This window comes from Phycisphaeraceae bacterium, from assembly GCA_019454185.1.
Classification (GTDB): domain Bacteria; phylum Planctomycetota; class Phycisphaerae; order Phycisphaerales; family UBA1924; genus JAHBWV01.
On the sequence record CP075368.1, the window covers coordinates 2,590,653 to 2,614,456 of the forward strand.

At 64.7% G+C, this 23,804-nt stretch carries 26 protein-coding genes; 10 read left to right on the top strand and 16 right to left on the bottom strand.

Annotated features, from left to right (window positions below):
- Positions 1 to 13 precede the first annotated feature (13 nt).
- Together KF838_11025 and amrB are read right to left on the bottom strand one after the other, a co-directional pair.
- Positions 14 to 319: a hypothetical protein gene (locus KF838_11025; protein QYK47309.1), complete on the bottom strand. Its 306-nt coding sequence runs from the start codon at positions 317 to 319 to the stop codon at positions 14 to 16.
- 3 nt (positions 320 to 322) lie between these two features.
- The gene (gene amrB, locus KF838_11030) at positions 323 to 1,669 is read right to left on the bottom strand and encodes an AmmeMemoRadiSam system protein B (protein QYK47310.1); all 1,347 of its coding nucleotides are present in this window, start codon (positions 1,667 to 1,669) and stop codon (positions 323 to 325) included.
- A 151-nt stretch (positions 1,670 to 1,820) separates the two neighbouring features.
- Here amrB and KF838_11035 point away from each other — a divergent pair, with 151 nt between their 5' ends.
- A complete protein-coding gene (locus KF838_11035; protein ID QYK47311.1) occupies positions 1,821 to 2,135 on the top strand; it encodes a hypothetical protein in 315 nt (104 codons plus the stop codon).
- A 60-nt stretch (positions 2,136 to 2,195) separates the two neighbouring features.
- On the top strand, positions 2,196 to 2,696 hold the full coding sequence (locus KF838_11040; protein ID QYK47312.1) for a copper-binding protein: 501 nt from the start codon (positions 2,196 to 2,198) through the stop codon (positions 2,694 to 2,696).
- 319 nt (positions 2,697 to 3,015) lie between these two features.
- Here the strand turns inward: KF838_11040 and KF838_11045 are convergent, their stop codons facing one another.
- A complete protein-coding gene (locus KF838_11045; GenBank protein ID QYK47313.1) occupies positions 3,016 to 3,813 on the bottom strand; it encodes a uracil-DNA glycosylase in 798 nt (265 codons plus the stop codon).
- A 178-nt stretch (positions 3,814 to 3,991) separates the two neighbouring features.
- On the opposite strand from KF838_11045, the gene KF838_11050 reads away from it, so the two are divergent.
- From KF838_11050 to KF838_11060, 3 genes are all read left to right on the top strand, one after another.
- Positions 3,992 to 4,813 (top strand): hypothetical protein, encoded by an 822-nt coding sequence (locus tag KF838_11050; protein QYK47314.1) that lies wholly within the window; start codon positions 3,992 to 3,994, stop codon positions 4,811 to 4,813.
- A 76-nt stretch (positions 4,814 to 4,889) separates the two neighbouring features.
- Positions 4,890 to 5,393: a DUF456 domain-containing protein gene (locus KF838_11055; protein QYK47315.1), complete on the top strand. Its 504-nt coding sequence runs from the start codon at positions 4,890 to 4,892 to the stop codon at positions 5,391 to 5,393.
- Positions 5,394 to 5,514: 121 nt separating this feature from the next.
- A complete protein-coding gene (locus tag KF838_11060) occupies positions 5,515 to 6,999 on the top strand; it encodes a PhoH family protein (GenBank protein ID QYK47316.1) in 1,485 nt (494 codons plus the stop codon).
- Between the two features lie 136 nt (positions 7,000 to 7,135).
- On the opposite strand, the gene KF838_11065 is transcribed toward KF838_11060, so the two are convergent.
- From KF838_11065 to KF838_11110, 10 genes are all read right to left on the bottom strand, one after another.
- Positions 7,136 to 7,384 carry a DUF433 domain-containing protein gene (locus tag KF838_11065; GenBank protein ID QYK47317.1) on the bottom strand — a complete coding sequence of 83 codons (249 nt, stop codon included), beginning with the start codon at positions 7,382 to 7,384 and terminating at the stop codon, positions 7,136 to 7,138.
- Positions 7,385 to 7,469: 85 nt separating this feature from the next.
- Entirely contained in the window at positions 7,470 to 8,096 is a 627-nt protein-coding gene (locus tag KF838_11070; GenBank protein QYK47318.1) for a tetratricopeptide repeat protein, read from the bottom strand.
- Positions 8,093 to 8,680: a hypothetical protein gene (locus tag KF838_11075; protein ID QYK47319.1), complete on the bottom strand. Its 588-nt coding sequence runs from the start codon at positions 8,678 to 8,680 to the stop codon at positions 8,093 to 8,095. The genes KF838_11070 and KF838_11075 overlap by 4 nt, the downstream gene beginning before the upstream one ends.
- On the bottom strand, positions 8,677 to 10,320 hold the full coding sequence (locus KF838_11080; protein ID QYK47320.1) for a hypothetical protein: 1,644 nt from the start codon (positions 10,318 to 10,320) through the stop codon (positions 8,677 to 8,679). The genes KF838_11075 and KF838_11080 overlap by 4 nt, the downstream gene beginning before the upstream one ends.
- Positions 10,320 to 10,991, bottom strand: coding sequence for a hypothetical protein (locus KF838_11085; GenBank protein QYK47321.1), 672 nt, complete (start codon positions 10,989 to 10,991; stop codon positions 10,320 to 10,322). The genes KF838_11080 and KF838_11085 overlap by 1 nt, the downstream gene beginning before the upstream one ends.
- A gap of 120 nt (positions 10,992 to 11,111) precedes the next feature.
- Positions 11,112 to 11,945 carry a hypothetical protein gene (locus tag KF838_11090; GenBank protein QYK47322.1) on the bottom strand — a complete coding sequence of 278 codons (834 nt, stop codon included), beginning with the start codon at positions 11,943 to 11,945 and terminating at the stop codon, positions 11,112 to 11,114.
- Entirely contained in the window at positions 11,942 to 13,150 is a 1,209-nt protein-coding gene (locus KF838_11095) for a hypothetical protein (GenBank protein ID QYK47323.1), read from the bottom strand. Before KF838_11095 ends, KF838_11090 begins: the two co-directional genes overlap by 4 nt.
- Positions 13,147 to 13,830, bottom strand: coding sequence for a type II secretion system protein (locus tag KF838_11100; protein ID QYK47324.1), 684 nt, complete (start codon positions 13,828 to 13,830; stop codon positions 13,147 to 13,149). The genes KF838_11095 and KF838_11100 overlap by 4 nt, the downstream gene beginning before the upstream one ends.
- A gap of 68 nt (positions 13,831 to 13,898) precedes the next feature.
- Positions 13,899 to 14,333, bottom strand: coding sequence for a type II secretion system protein GspG (locus tag KF838_11105; GenBank protein ID QYK47325.1), 435 nt, complete (start codon positions 14,331 to 14,333; stop codon positions 13,899 to 13,901).
- Between the two features lie 144 nt (positions 14,334 to 14,477).
- A complete protein-coding gene (locus tag KF838_11110; protein ID QYK47326.1) occupies positions 14,478 to 15,680 on the bottom strand; it encodes a type II secretion system F family protein in 1,203 nt (400 codons plus the stop codon).
- Positions 15,681 to 15,895: 215 nt separating this feature from the next.
- On the opposite strand from KF838_11110, the gene tdh reads away from it, so the two are divergent.
- From tdh to vsr, 5 genes are all read left to right on the top strand, one after another.
- On the top strand, positions 15,896 to 16,936 hold the full coding sequence (gene tdh / locus KF838_11115; protein QYK47327.1) for an L-threonine 3-dehydrogenase: 1,041 nt from the start codon (positions 15,896 to 15,898) through the stop codon (positions 16,934 to 16,936).
- A gap of 571 nt (positions 16,937 to 17,507) precedes the next feature.
- A complete protein-coding gene (locus KF838_11120; protein ID QYK47328.1) occupies positions 17,508 to 18,479 on the top strand; it encodes a hypothetical protein in 972 nt (323 codons plus the stop codon).
- A 572-nt stretch (positions 18,480 to 19,051) separates the two neighbouring features.
- Positions 19,052 to 20,254, top strand: a complete 1,203-nt coding sequence (dcm, locus tag KF838_11125; protein ID QYK47329.1) for a DNA (cytosine-5-)-methyltransferase — start codon at positions 19,052 to 19,054, stop codon at positions 20,252 to 20,254.
- A gap of 15 nt (positions 20,255 to 20,269) precedes the next feature.
- Positions 20,270 to 21,451 carry a hypothetical protein gene (locus KF838_11130; protein QYK47330.1) on the top strand — a complete coding sequence of 394 codons (1,182 nt, stop codon included), beginning with the start codon at positions 20,270 to 20,272 and terminating at the stop codon, positions 21,449 to 21,451.
- Between the two features lie 3 nt (positions 21,452 to 21,454).
- On the top strand, positions 21,455 to 21,880 hold the full coding sequence (vsr, locus tag KF838_11135; protein QYK47331.1) for a DNA mismatch endonuclease Vsr: 426 nt from the start codon (positions 21,455 to 21,457) through the stop codon (positions 21,878 to 21,880).
- Here vsr and KF838_11140 read toward each other — a convergent pair.
- The 3 genes from KF838_11140 to nuoF are packed head-to-tail and all read right to left on the bottom strand — an operon-like array spanning position 21,808 to position 23,788.
- On the bottom strand, positions 21,808 to 22,026 hold the full coding sequence (locus KF838_11140) for a DUF86 domain-containing protein (protein QYK49850.1): 219 nt from the start codon (positions 22,024 to 22,026) through the stop codon (positions 21,808 to 21,810). The genes vsr and KF838_11140 overlap by 73 nt on opposite strands.
- A 28-nt stretch (positions 22,027 to 22,054) precedes the next feature.
- The gene (locus KF838_11145; GenBank protein ID QYK47332.1) at positions 22,055 to 22,354 is read right to left on the bottom strand and encodes a nucleotidyltransferase family protein; all 300 of its coding nucleotides are present in this window, start codon (positions 22,352 to 22,354) and stop codon (positions 22,055 to 22,057) included.
- Positions 22,355 to 22,408: 54 nt separating this feature from the next.
- Positions 22,409 to 23,788, bottom strand: coding sequence for an NADH-quinone oxidoreductase subunit NuoF (gene nuoF / locus KF838_11150; protein ID QYK47333.1), 1,380 nt, complete (start codon positions 23,786 to 23,788; stop codon positions 22,409 to 22,411).
- Positions 23,789 to 23,804: the final 16 nt, after the last annotated feature.

Sequence of the window (23,804 nt, forward strand, 5' to 3'; positions counted from 1 at the left end):
ACCACCACACCCATCACGCACCCTGCGACAACACACGATCCTTCCGGTCCATCCCCCAACTCCCGAGGACCACCACCGCGCACCCCGCAACCACCACCCACCACATCTCCGCCGGTGCCTTCAGCGGCACCCACGATGCAGGAGAACCCCAACCAAACATGTGATACCCCAGCACAAACGCCCCCAGCCCACACCCAAGCCGCGTCCACGCGCCCGGCTTCGCACCCTCGCTCCGCGTGATCCCGGATCGACCCCGAGCGATCAGCACCGCCCCAAACGACGCCATCACCCCCCCGCACACCATCAACACCACGCCCATGGATCACGCCATCGACATCGAGACGGAAGAAACCATCCCGACGCCCTGAGGATCCATCGCCGCGGCATAATGCAGAATCTCAACTGTCTGCGGCGCAACGATTTGCAGCGTAGCCACCAGGTTCCCCGTCGAGCACCACCTCGTCGGGTTCTGCTGCCAGGCCATCGCCGCCACCAGATCCTCCGGCTTGTTCTGACGAACCAGTTCCAGCATCTCCCGGTCGTGCTGGAAAATCCGGTTCCTGAACGCGACCGCCTCTGACTCATCCCCGCCCAGTTTCTGCTGGTCCCCAAACGCCGGACCGACATGGCTCAGATCAGCCGAACTCACCACCAGGGTCTTCCCCGGGATCTCGGCCAGGATCTCACGCATCGCCTCCACAAACGGAGCCAGCGCAACACCCTTCCCATCGTACGATTCACCGTTGTTCACACTCGGGTCGTGCACCAGCACCCCGACCACCTTGCAGAACCGCCCGCTCTCATCCGGCCCCAGGCAGTGCTGAATCCACGGGATCTGCAACTCGATCGAGTGCTCGCGCTCGTGGTCGAAACGATTCTCGAAGACCTTGTCACCAAGACGCTTACGCAGCCCCGCGACGATCTGCTCATCGACCTCGCACGTCCCCAGCGGGCTCTGGAACCCCTTGTCACACGCCGTGATACCAGTCCCCAGCCCGAAGTGGTTCGTCCCCAGGATCACCACCCGGTCCGGACGATCAACCACCCGCATCCGCCCCCACACGCTCGCGTAGTTCACCCACCCCCGCGCGTAATCCACGTGCGGGGCAACGATCGCCGCCGGCAACGCATCAAACGAAGGATTCGCCGCGCTCTCCAACGCCTTCGCGATCCACTGGTCCATGATCGCCCGCAACTTGGCAGGCCCCAGTTCCGCTCGCTGCTCCTCCGTCGCCTCCTCACCCAGCTCCTGATTCACCAACGCATCCGCAAACGCCGCCGTCGAGGCCGGAGGCAGCGTCGGCGAGGAATCGAACTCCTCGCGCATCTTCTCCATCATCCCCTCGAACGTCGGACCAAACAAAAGACCAGCATCATCCAACTGCGCCACCAACTGCTCCAGGATCGGACGGGTCAAACCCTTCCCCACCTGCGTCACAATCTCGTCGACCGAACGATTCCCGTCCATCAACGGCAGAATCAACTGTGCCGCTGGCATCGTGAACACCACCTTCTGCGAGATCTGGCGTGCATCCGCAAGACCAAGCACCTGCTGCTCACCCATCTGGGCCGGAAAGCCCCGGACAGGACGCAACTTCGGTTTCAGATGGTGCTCAAACGACGCATTGAAAGGGGCAACTTGGTTCGGCTGTGGCTCGGGAGTGCTCATTCGATCCAATGGTAGGATGCGCGCACGCCACTTCCGAGCAGACCACCATGTATCAAGCAACCACCCGTAGACCCCGTGCGGCTGCGCGCTAGACTCTTGGCCCTGCTCGGGGTGTCGCGCCCCGAGGCATCGCACGATCGTGAGGTCCCCTATGACGACGTTCAAGCCCGGTCAGCAGGTCAAGTGCACCGTGACCGCCCTCCCAGCCACCGACGACCAGACCTCCACCATCGAGCGCCTCATGCGCCGAGATGCCGGCGCAAAGCGCGCACTCAAGAAGGGACACCGCCGACGCCAGCAGGAAATGGTCGTCTATAACCGCGGCAACCGCGACTGGTACAAGCGCGAGAAGTGCGGCAAGGTCGTCCGCGTCACCCAAGGCGCAACCTGGTCCATGCCCTACACCCTCGACATGGCCCACGACATCGCCGCCGTCTCCGCGTTCATCAAGATCGAAGCCGCCTGAGTCTCCGCAACTCACGCCGGTGCTCGCATCTCCCGCTTTCAACTGAGCAGGAGCCCATCGATGAAGACCGCTCTCAAAGCCGTTGCACTCGCAACGGCTTCTTTCTTGCTCTGCTCCGCCTGCGACCGCGCCGCAGACGTCAAGCCCGGCGCCGCCAACGGCGCACAGGATCCCGCGCCCATCACTCACACCTACCAGACCCGCGGCATCATCGAATCCCTCCCCGATCGCAGCAAGCCCACCGCAGAACTCCAGATCCGCCACGAAGCAATCAACGACTTCGTCGATGGCGCAGGCAAACTCATCGGCATGAACGCCATGATCATGCCCTTCCCAGATCTCGCTCAAGGCGTCACACTCGAAGGCCTCGCCGTCGGCGACAAGATCGAGTTCTCATTCACCAACACCTGGTCAGGCGCCGAGACATCGCGCAGGCCGAGATGGGTCATCGACTCCATCTCCAAACTCCCCCCCGAAACCGAACTCACCTTCGGCAAGAAGTCCACGCCACGCGAATCCGAAGCCGAACCGGCAGACGCGCCCACAACCGAGTCCCCCTGAAACGGGACCTCATAGCCGCCGCCCGCACATCCGATCCCATTCAACATGACCAGGATCGCAGACCGCTCTCACGCGCCCGCTCCGCGCCACACCCCCGCCGACATCCGGTGAAAAAGAAAAACCCGGCACTCAGCCAGAGGCCAAGCGCCGGGTCTCGTGGGGGTCTGGAGAAAGAGGACAATCGCCTCGCGTCGGGAACGTCAACCGCACCCGACAAAGGTCTCTTCGATCGGTTCCGGGCCGAGGTTCCGCCCATCTCTGAGGAAATCGCCCCTCAGATCGTTTTACGGATTTTCCCTTAATCGACTCGCTCGTCAGCTCACTGCCCCTCGCCACGCCGAGGCGTAAGCCCAAGCCGCTCCACGACCTTCAACAAATCGGACCACACCTTCGCGCGGTTCTCGGTCGTGTACGCACGCAGCAGATACGCGGGGTGATACGTCGGCATCACCGGCACCTCAAGCCCCGATGGTCTCCGGAACACCGACCACAACCCTCGCAAGCGCCCCATCGACTCCTCAGTCTCCAGGATCGTGCGCGTCGCAGGAAGCCCCAGCGTCACGATCACCTCCGGCGCAACGATCTCGATCTGCTCGAACAGATACGGTGCGCTCGCACGCGTCTCCTCCAGCGTCGGGGTCGCGTTGTTCGGAGGCCTCACCTTCAGCACGTTCGCGATGTAGACGCGCTCCCGCTCCAGTCCCATCGCCACGATCATCCGTTGCAACAAGTCACCGGCCCGCCCCACAAACGGACGCCCCGTCAGATCCTCCTGCTCACCCGGCGCCTCGCCGATGAACATCAGCCGCGCACACGGATCACCCTCGCCGAACACGATGTTCGTATAACTCGAAATGAACGGCGCATGCGGTGCATCCCGCTCGTACCGCGCCCTCAGATCATCGAGCCGACGCTGCCGCTCCGCACCCGACCCACCCGACACACCCACCGGCGTGGGCTTCGGCTCGATCATCGCCCCACCACCCTGCGATGCAGGAACAGGCGACCGATACGCCGGCACAAAGTCCACACCAAGCAAGGATGACGTCCGCGCGTGCTGCGCGACAACCCGGGCCAGCGCAGGATCCGCATCGCTCCGTGGGGCTCGTCCGCTCATGCTCGGACTGTACGGCAAGCAGCACCCGCCCAGCGACTTGAGCGATTCCGGAGGCCAGACATTCACCCCGAATGCCGATGAGAACAGATCACACGACCCAGGCACCAGGTCGCCCTATGCTCCCGCGCCCGGCCAAGTCCCGCACGGACCGCCACTTCACGATCGGAGACCCCGTCCCATGATCGAGACCTCATCGCTCAACCGCTCCTGGCTGATCCGCATGGGGATCATCATCATCGTCTTCCTCGGCTTCGGTGTCTGGGGTTGGTACGACGCAACCATCGCCTATCCAGAACGAGGGATCAAGGCCGCCGAGTTCATGGAAAAAGAATACCTCGCCAAGGCCGACGACCAGGGCCGCCTCATGAACGCGAGCGTCCCTGAGCCCGTCCGCACCCACGCCGTCCTCCGCACCGGAGCAACCAACGAACTCGACGCGATCCTCTTCCGCTGGCTCGACGCCCTCAGCATCGTCGGACGCCTCTCCGAAGAGCACACCACCTTCGCCGATCCCGCCAAGCGGCTCTCGGAACTCCAGACCTCATGGGGCTCCAAGAAAAGCCCCAAGCCCCTCTCCGCGCTCGACATCCCTACGCAGTACCTCATCATGGTCACCTGCACCGTCATCGGGCTCCTCGTCCTCGTGATGGTCATCAAGGTCTCGCGCCTCAAGTACACCTTCGACCCCGCAACCAACACGCTCACCCTCCCCGGCGGACACACCCTCACACCCGACGACCTCGCCGAGATCGACAAGCGCAAGTGGCACAAGTTCATCGTCTTCCTCAACTTCAAACCCCAGCACGCCACGCTCGGAGGAAAGTCCATCAAGGTCGATCTCCTCCGCCACGCCAAGGTCGAACAGTGGATCCTCGCCATGGAAGCCATCGCCTTCCCCGAATCCGCCAAGCCCGCGCCCACCACCGACGCCCCACTCTCCGCTGCAGCGGAAGCAGATCCAACAACCAAGCCGGACAACGAGCAGTCGCAGACCGCCTGAAGCCCTCCCCCGGCGACAGTCCGCGACCCCCGATCCCAACAATGGCTCGATCGCACTCCGGAGTCCGCCCGTGTGGATGACGATCGCCGCAGCTTCCACCTTCGCGCTGGTCGCCCTGCTCGGCGTCGCACTCACCGCCATCACCCTCCCCGGGCTCTGGCTCCCCATCGTCGGCGCAATCCTCTGGGAGATCTCCTTCCCGGATACCTTCTCATGGTGGACCATCGGCGCGTGCGCTCTCCTCTGCCTCGCAGGCGAAGCCGTTGAGTTCTTCGGAGCCGCGCACGGTGCCGCAAAGTCAGGTGGAGGCAGACCCGCCGCATGGGGCGCCACCATCGGCAGCATCATCGGCGCCATCCTCGGAAGCATCGTCCTCCCCATCATCGGCACCATCATCGGGGCCGTCGGCGGCGCGGCCATCGGCGCGCTCTCCGCCGAACGCGGCATCGCCGAAAAAAATTGGCGACAGTCCCTCGCCAGCGCATCCGGTGCCGCCAAGGGCAGAGCCCTCGCGCTCATCGTCAAGACGGCCATCGCCGGAGCCGTCGGCATCGCGATCCTCATCGACGCCGTGATCTGAGCAATTCCTTGACCCGACACCCCGCCCCACAGGCAACCCGGATCGCCGCGATCCGATATGCTCTCCCAACGCCGGGGCGGAGCCGCCGGCCGGACCGACCGAAGGAAGGGAGTACCGCTGGATGCCAAAGGCACCGGTGAGCCAGACCAAGCAAGGCAAGAACGTCAAGGACGCCTCCGACACCGTCAACGGTGTCAAGAACTTCGTCCTCGACACGAACATCCTGCTCCACAACCCGAACGCCCTGTTCGTGTTCAAGGAGCATAACGTCATCATCCCCTTCACCGTCATCGAGGAACTCGACAAGCTCAAACGCAAAGAAGACGACCTCGGACGCAACGCCCGCGAGACCATCCGCCACCTCGACCGGCTCCGCACACAGGGACGCCTCACCGACGGCGTCCGATGGGGCGAGCACAGCCCGCGCGTCGGCGCTGCCGCCTCCGTCAGCCCGGACGGACTCAACGGCACCATCCGCATCGACGTCGGCGACCACGAGCGACCCGATGCCATCCGCGAAGAGATGCCCGACAACCGCATCATCGCGGTTGCCTACTCCCTTCAGAAGAGCGGCGTCCGCACCGTCTTCGTCTCCAAAGACCTCTCCGCGCGCATCAAGTCCGACGCACTCGGCATCACCACCGAAGACTTCGAGAACCAGAAGATCGACCTCGACCGCCTCTACACCGGCTTCATCACCATCGAGGTCGAGGACGAGCTCATCGACTCCCTCTACAAAGACCGCCTCCTCGCCGTCGATCGCCTCGCGCACGCGCTCACCTTCTCCGATCCCGAGCGGGGCTCCTACACACGCGAGATCACCGCCAACCAGTTCGCAGTCCTCAAAAGCAAAGACGACCCCGACCACACCGGCCTCTGCCGACGCCTCGCCGACACAGACCACGTCATCCCCGTCACAGGTCCCCGCAAGCCCGTCTACGGCCTCATGGCCCGCAACGTGCAGCAGACCATGGCCTTCGACCTCCTGATGGACGACGAGATCCGCCTCGTCACGCTTCTCGGCGGCGCGGGCACCGGCAAGACCCTCCTCGCGATCGCCGCAGGCATGGCCAAGGTCTTCGCCGAGGAACGCTACGACAAGCTCCTCGTCGCCCGCCCCATCATGCCCATGGGACGCGACATCGGCTATCTCCCCGGCGACAAAGACGAGAAACTCACCGCCTGGATGCAGCCGATCTTCGACAACCTCGAATACCTCCTCTCCACGCGCGGGGCCCAGCTCCAGACCCCCGACTCACACTCCAGCGAGCAACGCATCGAGAAACTCATCGCCGATGGACGCCTCGTCCTCGAACCCCTCACCTACATCCGCGGCCGCTCGATCCCGCACCAGTTCATGATCGTCGACGAGGCCCAGAACCTCACGCCCCACGAGGTCAAGACCATCGTCAGCCGCGTCGGCGAAGGCACCAAGCTCGTCCTCACCGGCGACATCGGTCAGATCGACAACCCCTACCTCGACTCCTCATCCAACGGCCTCTCGTACACCGTCGAGAAAATGAAGGGGCTCGGCCTCGTCGGGCACGTCATGCTCGCCAAGAGCGAACGCTCCGAACTGGCCAGTCTCGCCGCGTCACGCCTCTGAGTCTCGCTCAGTCCGGCGGCTGGTACTCTCGGACCCTGCTCCCCTCGACGATCCAGAGCTTCCCGCTCGGGCTCGCACGCTCCAGATGGGCAACCAGCGTGCGCCCCGCGACCGATGTTCTCGTCAAGTTTGAACATCACGCCGGCTTTCGTGTCGGGAGTTCCACATACCGCTCGCGGCTCATCTCAGCCCCATACGCGATGCACGCAAGGATGTCATCCTCGACCAGTCCAGGGTACTCGCGAAGCAGATCCTCATGCGTCGAGCCGCTCGCCAACAGATCGAGCACCAGCGAAACCCAGATCCGATGCCCGCGGACGCACGGCTTCCCGAAGCAGATGTTCGGATCGATCGATATGCGTGAGAGCAGTTCCTCGCGGTTCATACCGTGATTCTAACGGCTCATCGCCCGATCTTCACGGACAATTCCGCGGAGACAGAAGAGCTCCCGGCCATGCCGCGACCTCCCCTTACGGCAACCCGCTCGCGATCGCCGCGCTCACAAGCTGCTGCTGACGCTCGAAATACTCGCGATACCGCTCATCGGTCTCGACCAGCAACGCCCGCCGGATCCGCTCCAGCGTCGCCTCATCACGCACCCGCACCATCTCCGCCGCACGCACCGCCCCCCGCAGCGACTCAAGCCGGTTCGGGTCACGCTCCAGCGACATCCCGTAGTAACGCAGCGCGTCGCTCGCCCAGCCGCTCCTCACATAACAGACCGCGATGTTCTCCAGCGGCCTCGGATCGGTCGGCGACAGATCCGCCGCGACCTTGAACGCGCTCACCGCGTCCGCGTAGTTCTGCTCCTGCATCAGCAGCACGCCGAGGTTGTTCCACGCCGCGGGCATCTCGCGCCACGAGGCGACCGCCTGCTTGTAGGTCTCGATCGCGCGCTCGGTCTCGCCCCGATCCGCCTGTCGCTGCGCATCACGCGCCAGTTGCAGGCCCCTCGACTGGTTCTGCGCCACCGCATCAGCCATCGCACCAGGGTCCTGCTTCTGAGTGGAAGCGCACCCCGGCAACCCGGCCCACGCACCCGCAGCCCCCGCCACGAAAACGCCCGCCCGAACCGCCTTGTTCAGCTTGCCTCTCACTGGCTCCGCTCCCACCTTGAAAGGGTCACACTCACATACCACGACTGCGGCTCAGGCCTGATCCGAAGCGACTGCACCTCGAGCCCCGGAATCCCGTCCACGCTCCGCTGAAGCCACAGCATCACGTTCTCAAGATTCGGATCTCGGATCTCATACGGATACCGGTACATCGTCGCGCCTCCCTTCACCTCGCCCGGACCGCGCCGGTGGCTCAGCCCCTGCGCCAGACCCGACTCGCTCGCAAATCGCTCCAGACGCACCAGAACATCCGGCATCGGCGCGCCGAACCCGCTCGTCGGGTCCGCTGCGGCACGCTCATCCAGCACCGCCAGCTCGTTCGCCGTCGCGATCACCTTCTCCGCATCGCGCTGCTGACGCTTCAACCCGCGCACCGCCGCAGCACGATCGCTGATCCCGGAGCCCAGGTAGAAGAACGCGACCACCAGCACAAGCAGCGAGAAAAGCACCAGATGGCGAGGACGATTCAGACGCTCCGTCGCCGAAGCGGAAGACGCGATGGCGAACCGGTCATCGAGCGACACACGCGCCGTCGGATCGATCCGCGAAGGGCCTGGCGAACTCATGAGCCACCCCCGGCCGATGACGCACGCGCAGGCCACACCCCTGTCAGCGTGCAACGCACACGACGCTCGGACGGACCCTCGGTAATCGTCCGGATCTCCGCCTTCCACGAGATCGAAAGCCCGTCGATCTCGCGGCACGCCGCCTCGATCTCCTGCGCCATCGCCGTGTCCGGCACGAAGAACGTCACCCGCCCATTCGCAGGAGACAACTCGATGTCATCCAGCGTCAGCGTCGGAAGCGACAGCAGGAACGACAGACCATCCAGCTCGCTCAGGATCGGACGCGCCGGCTGGAACGCATCCGGAGGCATGCTCCGCCGACGCGCCCCGACGAGCTCCGTCTCCAACTCCGCCGCCATGAACGGACTCCCGGAGATCGCCGGCCTCACCCGCGCCACCGCCTCGCTCGCCGACGCCCGAACCCGACGCGTCGCGTCGCGAAGATCCGCCGCGCCCTCACGCACCCGCCAGCCCGCCGCGCCCACGCACGCAGCCAGAAGGAAGACCGCGCCCGCCGCCCATCGATACATCGAGCGGTGAGACCGCGACGGCCTCGCCCCGAGCGAAACCAACGCGCTCCGCGGGTCCATCGCGTCCGGCTCACGACCGTCCACACGCTCCGCAACCCGACGCATCGTCGCGCCGATCGGATCGGCATCGACAGCAACATCCACCGTCGTTCCCGGCATCGCGCGCGTCAGCGCGTGACCGAACGCCGAAACCGTCTCCGACTCGGGCGTCACAACGATCGTCCGCGCGGGCGATGCGCCCGTCTGCACGCCCCATGAGAGAAACTCTGTCGCCAGACGCGACGCATGCTCAGGAACCAGAATCGGAACAGCTCGATCGCCGTCGCTCACCGTCGGCACGAGCATCGAGCCCGCCGCAACCAGCAGCCCGCCCCGCGACCAGACCCAAAGCAAACGGCCCGAATCCCCGTCGACAAGGATCGTCGCCTGCGTCGCGACACTCTCCGAAACGACGCGATCTTCCGACGCACCCTCACGCTCGACCCGACTCCAACCCGCGTCCCAGGCCAGCGCAGCCGCGTGCCAGATCGACATCGCCGTCTCAACCGTCACACCCAGGCGATCCAACTCGTCCGTCAGAAGGCGAACAGACGCATCCGGCACCGCCATCACCGGCACGCGAACGCTCGCGGGCGATCCGTTCGGCACGCCCCCGCCCTTGATGCCCGCGAACGTGGAGCGACGACGGACCCGCGCTGCCTCGGCGATCGGCTGCACCGAGACCTCGGCCCGATCACCCAGCACAGAGGCAAGCGTCGAGATCGCGCTCGGCTGCGATCCGTCCAACTCGCCGCCCGAAGCAACACGCTGGCGGAGCACGGCCTCGACCACCGGCGTCTCGTAAGAGGGCGCGGCGATCCACGTGCACGCCGATGCGTCCGCGTCGATGCACAGCACGTCCAGCGAGGACGACTTCGATCCGGCCAGGCGATCCCTGATCCATGATGCCAACTGCGTCGCCCTGCCCGCCGCCTCGGCCACGGTGTCCGCCCCGGGCACGCCCGGCGCGGGTGTCCACTCGTCATCCGCGCGGAAGCCGACAAGCCGGGCCCTTCTGACCCGGACTCCCCGATCCATCCGCTCGACATAGCACACACGCGGGCTGCTCATCAATCCTCTCGCCACTGACGGCCGGGGTCATTCATGCGAAAGCCCTGTTGCCCGGGCGCCACGTTGATGGGTCGGGCCCGGTCTCGCCCCTGCATCCGGTTCTGACGCAGCGCGTTGATCGCGGCCTCACGCGACTGATGATCGCTTACGCTCATGTCCGACACCGGCGTCGGCGGAAGCAGCGGCACATCAATGCGGCTCACCGTCGACTGCTTGCGCTGCGAGCGATCAACGCGCCACCGCGTGCCGCCCCGCTCAACCTGCACATGGTCATCGCCGATCTCCGCGATGCTCACCCCATCGACTTCGCGCCCCGGCCACATGATGGCCTGACGCCCACCGATCCGCATCAACGCGAGCACTCGCCCCGGCTCGCGGATCAGCCCGAGGAACCCGACCTCGTCGTTCACCGTCACCGTTTCATGCTCATACGCCAGCTCACCAAAGTCCTCTGGTTCGACCTCGCGCGCAGTGACGACCGGCTTCGGCGCGTTCGAGACGCTCGCGAGCCGCGTCGCGATGCCGCCGGCATCCACGCGTGCAGCAGCCCGCGCTATGGGCTGTGGATCCGCGGGAACCGCGTCCGGCGTCGGCGTCGCCGACGGCTCTGAGAGACGCGTCCCCGCACCGGGCACGCCGAAGACCACGACCGCACCGCAGCAGAGTGCCATTGCAATGGCAGCAAACCTTGCGCCATGTGCAAGGGCCTGCGCTCGTTCTCGATTGATCGCCGTCTGTCCCATGTCGTTCCGCCGTCCGTGTGAAGTCTGACACCAGTGTCGGTCCGATCCCTACTGGATCGGCAGTTTCTGCCATGTGAGGAACGCGCTGCTCTTCTCCCAGATGCCGCTCGTCGCCCCACGACCGGCACGACGCGGCGCTACAACGATATGGCCTCCCTCTCGCGCAACCACCGTTCCCGCGCTTCCCCGGCGTAACTCCACCGTCACAAACCAGAGCGACGGCTCCGCAACAAGAACCTCGTTCAGGCGGGCACGGATCTCCGGGGTGACACCGAGGGCGATGGCGGTCTTCGCGACATCCGATTGCTGGATCGGCTGCTCGGCACGGATCGCAAGCAGCCGCTGCGCGAACTCAACGCCGCCGCTCTGATCCGCGACCGACGCAAACGCCGCCTGGATCACCTCGGCAGGCGCGGATCTCATGCTCACCGCAACCGGCCCGACATCGCGCGTCAGCGCAGGCGCGTTCCGATCTCGTGACCCCTGAGGCAGCGAGGCACGCATCAGACGCACCCGCTCGAAGTCACGCCCCGTCAGCCCCGCCGGTGAGGAAAGCACCGACCCCTGGGCGTCGGCGAACGTCACCTCAGCACGCAATCCATCGCCGAGGTCGAGCGTGAGCACACGCTCACCATCAGCGATCAACGGCGCAAGCGAACGACCCGCGAGAGACCTGATCCAGGAGTCCACGATCTCCTGATACCCCTTCGCGGCGTGGTGACGCTGGTACGCCTCAACCTGTCGCGCGACCGACAAGCGCTGGGTCAACTGACGCTCAAGCATCAGGCCGAGCATGCTGGTGATCCCCGCCGCCGCGAGCACCGCGAGCATCAGCGCGTACGCGCGCCTGGAAGAAGTGAACCGATACAGCACACGCCTCATGATGGCCCCCCTCCGCCGTCGCGGATGGTCTGGGCCGGCCCACGCTCCATTCTCGGGCCGCCCCCGCCCGGCCCCACCGGCCCCCCACCCGGCCCCCCACCAGGACCACGCTCCCCACGAGGGCGCGCCGGCCGTGCGAGCCCGCCGCCACCCTGGCCGCCCGGCCCTCCTCGCCCTTCACCTGCCCCGCCCCCACCCGGGCCCTGTGCTTCGCGAAGTCGTGCAGCTTCTCTGGCCGCCGCGACCTGGCTCGGCTCCTGCACCGTCGCCCATCCCAACTCAAACATCCAGTTGGCATACACACCCGCAACGGTTCGGATCTCAAGCTGCATATACGCCGGCAGTTCAGACGAGTACGTCGCGGCGTGCGCCGGCAGCAACTCTCGCCCCTTGTACACAGACCACTTGCAAGAAGCGATCCCGCGAACCAGCGCCACCGCCGCAGGATCCATCCGCGGATCCGCGATCCGTGGGGGCTGGGCCGCGAACGTCTCAAGCCCCGCAGTCGGATTCGGGGGCTGGGCAATCTGCCTCCACCACAGCGTCCACCCTTCCTGGTCCGGACGCTCAGAAAGAAGATCCGGGGGCGTCAATTCCAGCGCACCCCAGAAGATCGGGACCATCTCCGAACTCTCGGTCGATTCGCTCGCCCCGGACTCGTCCTCAAGCGCCGGCTCTTCCTCTCGCTCCGAAGCGGAGCTCGACGACGGCTCCGTGCGGACCCCCGCGCTCACGCCCTGTCCTCTTGACATCAGACCCGCCGGCGCGACAAACGCCCGCTCCGGAAGCGGCAGCGTCGTCAGCGCAAACTGCACCCGCTGAGGACCGGCCCGAAGCCCGCTGATCTCCTCCCCCATCGCCGCCGCCGCGATCGGGTCGATATCCATCGGCGCCAGCACAAGCCGCGGCGTGGGCGTGTAGGTGGGTGCCGCGGCTGCCGGCGCGGTCGAGTTCTGCGAGCCCTGACGACCCTGCTGCTGCATCGGCGCGCTCCCGCCCGCCATCGCCAGAGAACCCAGAGCCCGTCGGATCACCGTCTGGGCCTGTTCGAGCTCACTGGTGCGCGCCAGACGCGTCGATGATCCCGTCTCGGATCGATCAACAAGGGCCGCGATACCCAGAATCCCCACCAGCACGAGCGCACCCAGCGATGCCGCGAGCATCGTCTCGATCAGCGTGAAGGATCGCCGGAGGGGAGCGGTCATCGTCCACCCCCTCGACCCGTCGGCTGGCCCGTCGGTTGACCACTTGGCTGTCCAGTCGGTTGGGTCGATCCACGCCCACCCTGCTGGCTCGGCTGCATCGGTCCCGCGCCGATCGCCTCAAGCAGTTGCTGCATGCCTCCCGGCTGCTTCAACAGGTTCTCGGCCGAGTCGGGGTTTCGGAACGCGAGCAGATCGATCAGCCGCCCGATCTGGGCCTGCACCACACCCTCTGTCGCCTGCATCGAACCGCCCGACTCTTCGCTGAGCCAGACGCGGACGGTGACCAGCTTGTAGCGACGCTCGGGCGGAATGGCGTTGCGGGGCGTGCGCCCGCCCTGCGCGGGCGAGTTGTCCTGCACCTCGATCGCCTCGAACCCGACCGGAGACTCCGAGAGCGACCAGCGGTATCGATGGGGTCCGTACTCAAGGGGGGTGATAGGGCTCGGCATCGCCGACTTGTCGTCGAGATACTGGAGCATCATGCGGTTCGCCAGCTCGGCCGTCGCCAACTGGTGGGTCTGACGGATCTCCACCTGGTGCATATACGTGACCGCGCCGAGCACCGTGCTCGCCAGCAGCGCCACCGTCGCGATCGCCAGCACGACCTCAAGCAGGGTCATGCCCCGGCGCCCGGATGGGCCTGCCGCCCGAGGTCGCCGGTTGGTCTGGTCGCTTGTCACGGGCACGCTCCGCTCAACGCCTCACCCAGCCGGAGATTGCGGCAACAACCTCGCCGCTCCCGCTGGGGTTATTGCTGGTCGATCAGCCAGACGTCGATGTCGTCCTCGCTGGAGAACTCCCCGTCCGGGCCGGAGGACATCAGGTCATACGGACGCCCGTTCTTCCCGGGCACCTTGAAGTAAAAATCATTCCCCCACCCGTCAACAGGAAGCTTCTCAAGATACGCGGGCTTGGCCGTCACGAGCAGCGCGAGCGACTCGGGGTACTTGCTGTTGTCGAGGTGATAGGTCTTCAACTGGCCGACGACCGTCTGCATGCTCGCCTTGGTGGCACGGATCTTGGCACGCTCCGCGCCGCCGATCACGTTCACCGCCGCGACGGCCATGAGCACGCCGATGATCGCGAGCACGAGGGTGATCTCGAGCAGCGAGAAGGCCCTTCGGGCACGGGCCACGCCGATCCGTCGCCCGCCGCACGCCCTGGTTGTCGATCGAGTCTGCATCTGTCGCCTCCTGGCACGATCGGGCTCTCTGCCCGTGTATCAACGTACTGCCCCGAGACACGCCCGGGTGCGGGATTCTAAGGCCCGGTGACGCGCCGGTTACGCCCGGCGGCACACGGCCGAACACGCCCCCACCTTATCGGCTCACAGGTTCGCGCTGGTCGCGTTCATCAGCGGGATCATGATCGCCAGCAGCAGCGAGCCGATCAGCGCGAACATCAGCACGATCAGCAGTGGCTCCAGCATCGCAAGCGTTCGCGAAGACTGCTTATCCACCTCGTCCGCAAGGTCCGCCGCAAGACCATCAAACGCCTGTTCAAGGTCACCAGACCGCTCCGCCGCGATCAACAGCCGGCGCGTCGCAAGCGGCAGCGACTCCACCCGCTCAATCAGCACCCGCAGCAGCCCGCCCTCGATCAGCTTCGTCCGCAGCGTCGCCAGTTCGCTCTTCAGTCGGGGGTGCCCGATCGCGTTCACACCCACGCCCAGCGAATCAGCAAGCGGAATACCCGCCCGGGTCATCGCCGCCATCACGCTGAAGAAACGCGCAGACTCCTGCGTCAGCACCACACCCTTCACCAGCGGCGTGCGACGCATGGCCCGCATCAGCACCGCGCCGAGCTGCTTTCTCAGGAAGACCATACCCGCGACCACCCCGAGCAGCACAAGCAGGATCATCAGCCACTGCTCTCTCAGGAACGTGCCCAGAGCCATCAGCATCTTCGTGAACCACGGAAGCTCGATCCCGCCGCTCACCAGGGCGTTCCCCACCTTCGGCACGATCACCGTCAGCATCATCACCGTCACGCCGATGCTGATCGTCATCACGATCGCCGGATAGATCAGCAACGTCGCCGCCTTCCCCGACACCGCCAACTGACGCTTCGCCGAGATCGCCAACTGCTTGCACGCGCCCGCAAGGTCCCCCGTGCGCTCCGCGGCCCTGTACACCGCGATCGACACCGTGTCGAACACACCGACCTGCGCACACGCATCCCCGTAACTCGTACCCGCCGCGACCAGCTCCTTCATCCGCACCACAATCGGGCGGCACGAAGGATGAACCACCGTCGCCGTCACCTCCAACGCCTCGACCAGCGGCACACCCCTCGACAGCAACTGCGCCAGTTGCCCGTTCAACGCCTCAAAGTCCTTCAGTCTCAGCTTCAGGTCGGGTGCCGCCCACGCCGGCAAGACCCACGTCCGCATCAGCACCAGCCGCTCGCGCCGCAGAGACTCCGCCAGGGCACGCTCGCCCTGTGCCTGCCTTAGGCCGAAGCGCCGCCCGCCGTGGCTGGTCGCCGCAAGAAACAGGAAGGCGTTCGGTTTGGCTTGTGCCCGGCTCACGGTGTGATCCTACATACAGAAGCGGCAACCGGGAGCAAGCCCGGGCAACATTCGCAGGTCAAGACGCGGTTCTCCCTCTAGATACCGGCCCGAGCATTGATCGGCTCTCTCCGTACGCGGACAATATCGGCCCGGCACGGCGCCTGTTGCGCCCCCGTGACACCCCCTGCTCCCCACACCTCAGGGAGCACCCGTCCCAGGAGCCAACCCGCACCATGCGCGCACTCTTCAAGCACCACGCCGGAAGCGCACTCAAGTTCGACCCCGAACGCCAGAAGCCCGCCTGCGGCCCGCGCGATGTCCTCATCCGCGTCTCAAAGGTCGGGATCTGCGGCACCGACCGCCACATCTGGGAGTGGGACCAGTGGGCCGCCGGGCGCATCCCCGTCGGCATCGTCACCGGCCATGAGTTCGTGGGCGTCATCGAAGAGGTCGGCTCGGCCGTTACCAAGTACAAGCCGGGCCTGCGCGTCTCTGCCGAGGGCCACATCACCCAGTGGATGGACTTCAACAGCCGCACCGGCAACGCCCACATCGCCTCCGACACCCGCATCATCGGCATCGACCGCGACGGATGCTTCGCCGACTACGTCGTCGTCCCCGAAGAGAACGTCTGGCCCGTGCACGCCAAGATCCCCGACAAAGTCGCGGCGGTGCTCGACCCGCTCGGCAACGCCGTCCACACCGTCATGGCCGCGAACGTGTCGGCCAAGAGCGTCCTCATCTCCGGCGTCGGCATCATCGGGCTGATGGCCGTCACCGTCGCCAAAGCCGCGGGCGCAGGACGGATCTTCGCGACCGATGTCAACCCCGAACGCCTGAAACTCGCGAAGAAGCTCGGCGCGGTCGAGGCGTTCGATGTCCGCCAGGGGACGGGGTACGTCGATGAGATCCGCAAGGCATGCCGCGGCGAGGGCGTCGATGTGCTGCTCGAGATGTCGGGCGCGCCCTCGGCGTTCGACGAGGGCTTCCGCTCGATGCGGAACGGGGGAACAGCAGCGATCCTCGGGATCCCCTCCAAGCCGATCACGTGGAACATCACCGAGCACGTCGTCTTCAAGGGCGCGACCGTCCTGGGCATCAACGGACGAAAGATGTTCGAGACCTGGTACCAGATGGAAGAACTGCTCCTCTCGGGCAAGTTGGAACTCGATGAGATCATCACCCACGAGTTCCCGATCGAGAAGTTCGAGCAGGCGTTCGAGACCATGATGAGCGGCGAAGGAATCAAGGTCGTGATGAACGTGAATGGGTGAGAAGAAGTGACAGAGTGACGTAGTGACGAAGTCATCAGGTCACGAAGTCATCAAGTCACGAAGTCACGAAGTCACGAAGTCATGAAGTCATGAAGTCATGAAGTCATGAAGTCGCGAGGTCGCGAAGAGGCGAAGAGGCGAAGAGAACGCAGAGTGGAAGGTCGGGTGGCATGCCTGCTCGCCTCCATGCCTCCGCGCCTTCTTGCCTTCGTGCCTTCATGCCTCCGTGCCTCCGTGCCTCCGTGCCTTCGTGCCTCCATGCCTTCACGCTGCGGAGCAGCGAGCGGCGGTTGCCAGGGTGCGCAGCGCAGCCGCGCAATGTGGGGGGGGCGGCAAGCCAGCCCCTGGAATGAGCCCCCCGCCCGAAGGGCGCATCCTTGGTGGAGCGGGCCGGACGGCCCCGACTCACTTCTTCTCCACCCTCTGCCCCTCTGCCCCTTTTCCTCAAATTCCCTATCCCCCTCTCCTCCAATGACTTACAATATCTGTTCCAACAGACACTGACAGACGTATGTCAGTGACAGACCCACCCCGCGCTTGCATCGCAGAATCCCTGTCGTACATTCCGGGCATGATCGCCTCTCCCACCGACACCGACCCGGCCCGCACCACACTCGCCGACAACGCCCTGCCAATCCCCGCGCACTTCCCCCACGACTGGCCCCACCACCTCGTCGTGGACATGCTCAAGCCCGGCCTCGATTTCCGCGCCCTCGCGGCACACATCGGCGTCTCCTTCACCGCCCTCGCCGAACTGATCAACTCACCACAGGTCCAGGCCGAAACCAACGCCCTCAACGACCTCACCCAGACCCGCGCCCGCCTCCTCGCCCTCTCCGCCGGCCCCCGCTCCATCAGCAAACTCATCACCATCGTCGATGCCCCACTCCCCCACAACACCGGCATGACACCCGAAGCCGAATCCCGCGCCTGGTGCCGACACGCCGACCTCGCCATCCGCGCCATCAACGCCCTCACACGCCACACACGCCCATCACCTCCCCCCAACAACTCCGGCCCCAAGCACACCAGCCCCGACAACACCAAACCCGACAACACCCCAAAGAACCAGCCACCCGCGCCATCAAACCCCGCCCCTTCTCCCACCGCCCCTTCCCCCTCCGCCCCCGACTCACCCACTCCCACATCCGACCCTGCGGATCAGCGTGCGGCCGTTGCCAAGGTGCCCAGCGCAGCCGCGCAATGTGGGGGGGGCGGCAAGCCAGCACCTGGAATGAGCCCCCCCGCCGCGGCTTCCCCACGCCCGAATCGCGCATCCGTGGTGGAGCAGGCCGGACGACCCCGACTCTCCTCTTCCTTCCCCGACGACCCCTCCGCGTTCAACGCCACCACTGGTGCCAGCGACACCGAATCCTCAGAACCGACCGAATCCTCTTCATCCCCATTGCCGATTGCACATTCCCCATTGCCCTCTTCTCAGCATTCCTCCGCGGCTCCTCGCCCTGGCGAGTCTTCGATCCGCGTTGAGCCCTCTTCAGAATCCCACTACACCCGCCACGCCCGCGACCGACCCGCCGCGTGACCCCACCCATCAACAGGCACATGACGCCAGACCCCTGACGCCAGACCCCTGACGCCAGACCCCTGACGTCATGCACACGACTCAGACACACAACACAGAGCCGGGGGCATCCGCCCCGCTCCACCACAGAAGCGCCCTTCGGGCGCCGAGTTCCCGCTGCGCGGGGGGAGAGCCGCATGCAAGAAGACTTGAAAGTGACCAAGCGAAGAGAGAGCCGGGTCTCCGTTGGGGACCCTCCACGAAGGATGCGTCCTTTGGACGAGGGAATGCCGCGGATGGCGGGGTGGCTTTCAGGGGCTGGGGCTGGAGTGGGGGTGGGGGCGAGGGCGAGTGTGGGGATGGCGTCGCGGCGCGGAGGGAGGGCGGCTTGGGCTGTCTTTGGGCCCTCCCGACAAGCCGCGGGGCGAAGCGGGGAAGGATGCGGCGCGGGGGTGGTTGCCGTTTGTCGTTCCGGACTCGAAGCTGGCGACACATCGCTTTGTTCGCTAAAGTAGCCAAAACCCTAACAACTGGCTTGCCGGTACTGGGACAAACTGCTATCGTGCTATCAACTTGACCCAGAGGAACCGCACATGACCGGATCGATGCTCATCAGAGACGTGCCACCGGACATTCGTGGCTGGATCGACACGGAGCGGGAAGCCCGGATGATGAGCCAGCGGGAGTTCGTCATTTCGGTTCTCGCCAAGGTCTATCGGAACGGATCCGGGCCATCATTGTTTGACGACACTCCCAAAGCACCACCGCCGCCAGTGCCGGAGGGTTTGCCATTCACCTTCATCGACCTGTTTGCCGGAATCGGCGGACTTCGGATCGGACTGGAGAAGAACGGAGGCCGGTGCATCTACTCGTGTGAGTGGGACAAGAATGCCCAGAAGACCTACAAGGCATGGCATGGTGAAGTCCCGGACGGGGACATTCGTGAAGTGAGGCCGAGAGACATTCCCGACCACGACATCCTTGCTGCGGGGTTCCCGTGCCAACCGTTTTCAATTGCGGGCGTGTCGAAAAAGAACAGTCTTGGGCGTCCGCACGGCTTCAAGGATGCGACACAAGGTACGTTGTTCTTTCACCTCGCCACGATCATCGAAGCGAAGCGCCCGCCCGTATTGATCCTGGAGAACGTAAAGAACCTTAAGTCGCATGACAAGGGCCGGACGTGGCAGGTCATCCGTTCCACCCTTGAGGACATGAAATACGTCATCTTCACGAAGGTCATCGACGCGGCGGCATGGGTGCCCCAGCATCGGGAGCGGGTGTTCATCGTCGGCTTTGATCGTCGTGTCTTCGGGGATTCAGTTCCATTCGAGTTCGCCGAGCCGCCTTCCGGCAAGGAGCCCAAGCTTCGGGACATTCTGGAGCCGAACCCGCCAGCAAAATACACGCTCACCGATCACCTCTGGAAGTACCTTCAGGACTACGCCGCCAAACACAAGGCGGCGGGCAACGGTTTCGGCTTCGGGATGGCCAAGCTCGACGGGGTGACCCGGACATTGAGCGCACGATACTACAAGGATGGATCGGAGATTCTGATTCCCCAGCCGGGAAAGAACCCCCGCCGCCTCACCCCTCGGGAGTGCGCCCGGCTCATGGGTTTTGAGGATCACCGGCCCATCGTGGTTTCGGATATGCAGGCGTACAAACAGTTCGGCAACGCCGTGTGCCCCCCGGTCGCAGAAGCAGTGAGCAAGCAGGTCGTGAAGACTCTATCGTGGCAGCTTGCAAAGCATCATACGAACGGCTGTTTGTTCAAGGGGAAGACCGCGAAGGCATAAACAAGGAAGCATTGCATGGCATCCCCGGTTGCTGAAAGAGCCATTGCCGACGCCACAGCCGTTGGACGTGCGCTGCTGAAGTTCATTTCGCCCAATGACGTTGGCATCACGGGAAGTCATCAGTGCGGCTTCTACCTGCCCAAAGACGTGTGGCAGCTATTCACACCGCATCCGCCGGAGACTGGCGAGAACCAGAAGTCATGGCCCAAGGTGCTGTGGCAGGATGGTCGTGTCACCGAATCGTGCGTGACGTGGTACGGCTCTGGCACGCGCAGCGAATATCGCCTAACACGATTCGGCAAAGAGTTCCCGTTTCTTTCGGACGACACCGTTGGAAACCTACTGGTCCTGATCCCGAAGTCTCACGATGAGTTCATCGCATACGTTCTCGACACCGACGACGACATAGCGGATGTTCAATCAGCATTGGGCGTGGAGATTGAGTTCGGATCACGCCGGACGTGGGGCATCTTCGACAGTGCCGCTGCTGCTCCGCCTGAGACGCCCGAATCCTGCATCGAACGTCACTTTCGAGAGTTTCAGACCAACCTCGAAGCGTTCCCGCCCACCATCCAGTTCTCCAACGCGGCGCGCCAAGCCCTTCTGGATTGCGTGAAAGAGTTTGCCAAGCACTCTCCCGATGATCGGCTCATGGCATGCATGGACGTGGAGTACCGGCTATTTCAGCACGTCGAACGCCAACTCTGCCAAAACGACATTCAACGGCTGTTCAAGTCGGTGGACGACTTTCTCTCCACCGCATCCAGCATTCTGAACCGCAGGAAGTCGCGTGCAGGGAAGTCTCTTGAACATCATGTCGAACATCTGCTGCGGGAAGAAGGCATCCCGTTCGCATCAAAGCCATCCGTAGTGGAAGGCGAGCCGGACATTCTGATCCCGAGCGTTGAAGCATACCTCAATCCGAAGTATCCGCTGGATCGTCTCTGCATGATTGGCGTGAAGACGACGTGCAAAGATCGGTGGCGACAGGTGCTGAATGAAGCCCAGCGGATGACGCGAAGGCACATTCTGACCATCCAGCCGGGAATCTCATCGAACCAGATGGAAGAAATGCGGAAGGCTGGCGTGTCCTTGATCGTTCCGAAGCGGCTCCACAAGGACTATCCGCCTGATCGGAAACTTCAGATTTACGACGTGGCTGATTTCCTGAAGTACGCGAAGACGATTGTGACGTGACCCGTGCCCGACGTGCTGAGCCCCGAGCAGCGTTCCCGCAACATGCGGGCGATCAAGGCGAGCAACACTGCGCCGGAGTTGACTGTGCGGCGCGTACTCCACGCTCTTGGCTACCGCTTCAGACTTCATCGTCGTGACCTACCCGGGTGCCCTGATATCGTGCTACCCCGGAGACGGGTGGCTGTATTTGTTCACGGGTGCTTCTGGCATCGTCATCAATGTCGATACGGACGCGTCGAACCAACAACCCGGCCCGAGTTCTGGCGTGCGAAGTTCGCGACCAATGTTCAACGCGACAAGCGATCAATTCGTGCTCTGCGCCGGATGGGTTGGCGAGTGCTCGTAGTGTGGGAATGTCAGACGGGAGATATCGATCGGCTCGAAAAGCGGCTACAAAAGTTCCTCAACACAATGGGCGCATCAAATTGACGCCAGAAATGAATCGCAGCTCGCGCGGCTTCGCCGACGATCTCGATCTGGCGCTCGACCGCGGAACGCAGGAGGTCGTCGGTGCGGAAATCGGCTTGTGAGCGGCCGCTGATGAAGCGTGCGATGCGGTCGCAGGCGTCGAGCATGTCCCACAACTTTGCAGGGTCTGCGCCCTCAGGCCGCATACAGCACCCTGCGGTCGGCCATGATCGACGCGCGGCGGTATGGGTTGCGGAGGACCGCATCGGTCAGCAGATCCACGCGCCGCCCGAAGATTGCTTCGAGTTCATCCACCATGCCCGGCCAGTCCCATGTGGATGTCGCGGAGTTCGGCGCGAAACGAACGAGAATGTCCGCATCGCTGTCGGGTCGCGCATCGCCGCGTGCCACCGAACCGAAGAGCGACAGCTCTTCGATGCCCCACTTGGAGCAAAAGGCGACGAGAGCCGCGTGCTGTGCAGGTCCGAGTGTCACGGCTTCAGATTGTACACGTACACGCCCGGAACAGGGAGTCGATCCGCGTTCGTCTTACCCCTTCGCCCCTGCCCCCACTGTGACCCTGACGGGCACGAAGGTCGGGCGGACGCGGGCCTCGAACTCGGGGCGGAACTTGTTCATGATGGTGCGGACGGCCCAGTTGTTGCCGTCGGCCAGGCCGCAGATCGTGGTGCCGGGCATGGAGCCCATGCTGGTCGCGATCTCCAGCGCGAGGTCCAGGTCCTTGGTCTTGGCGTTGCCCTCTTCGATGCGGCCGAGGAGCTGGTAGAGCCAGCCCGAGCCCTCGCGGCAGGGCGTGCACTGGCCGCAGGACTCGTGCTTGAAGAAGCGGGCGATGTTGCGGGCGACGGCGACCATGTCGGTGTCTTCATCGAAGACGGTGGGGCAGGCGGTGCCGAGGCCGAGGACGTTGTGCTTGCGGCCGATGTCGAAGTCGAGTTCGGCGTCGTACTGGTCGGTGCCGAGGATGCCCATGGAGACGCCGCCGGGGATGGCGGCCTTGAACTTCTTGCCGTTGCGCATGCCGCCGCAGTATTGCTCGACGAAGGTGCGGAGGGGGATGCCGAGGTCGAACTCGTAGCAGCCGGGCTGGTTGACGTGCCCGGACATGCCCATGAGCTTGGTGCCCCATGAGGGGGGGCCGCCGATGGTGGAGTTGCACCCCTGCTTGCTGAACCACTCCCAGCCGTTTTCGATGATGCTGGGGAGGTGGGCGAGGGTCTCGACGTTGTTGATGATGGTGGGCTTGCCGAAGAGGCCCTTCAGGGCGGGGAATGGGGGCTTGATGCGGGGCCAGCCGCGCTTGCCTTCGAGGCCTTCGAGGAGGGCGGTTTCCTCGCCGCAGATGTAGGCGCCGGCGCCGCGGTGGACGTAGCAGTCGACCGACCAGTTGGAGGCACCGTTCAGGAGGCCTTTATTGCCGAAGATGCCGTGCTCGTAGGCCTCTTTGAGGGCGTTCTCGAGGACCTTGGCCTGGTGGTGGTACTCGCCTCGGATGAAGATGTAGGCCTTTTTGAGGCGGCAGGCGTAGCAGGCGATGGCGATCCCCTCGAGCATGAGGTGGGGATCGAAGTCCATGAGGAGGCGGTCTTTGAAGGTGCCTGGCTCGGACTCGTCGGCGTTGATCGCGAGGTAGCGCATGCCGGGGTCTTTGCCCTCTTCGACCTTGGGGAGGAAGGTCCACTTGAGGCCGGTGGGGAAGCCCGCGCCGCCGCGGCCGCGGAGCTGGGACTTTTTCACCTCTTCGGTGACGTCGTCGGGCTTCATGGAGAGTGCTTTGCGGAGTCCGACGTAGCCGCCGGTCTTGATGTATTCGTCGTAGGAGACGACGTGGCGGTCGCGCATGTTGCCGTAGGGGGGCGTGGGGATGCGTTTGGTGAGGATGGGTGCGGTGATCTTGGGCTGCCACATGGTGAAGGGGGCTCCG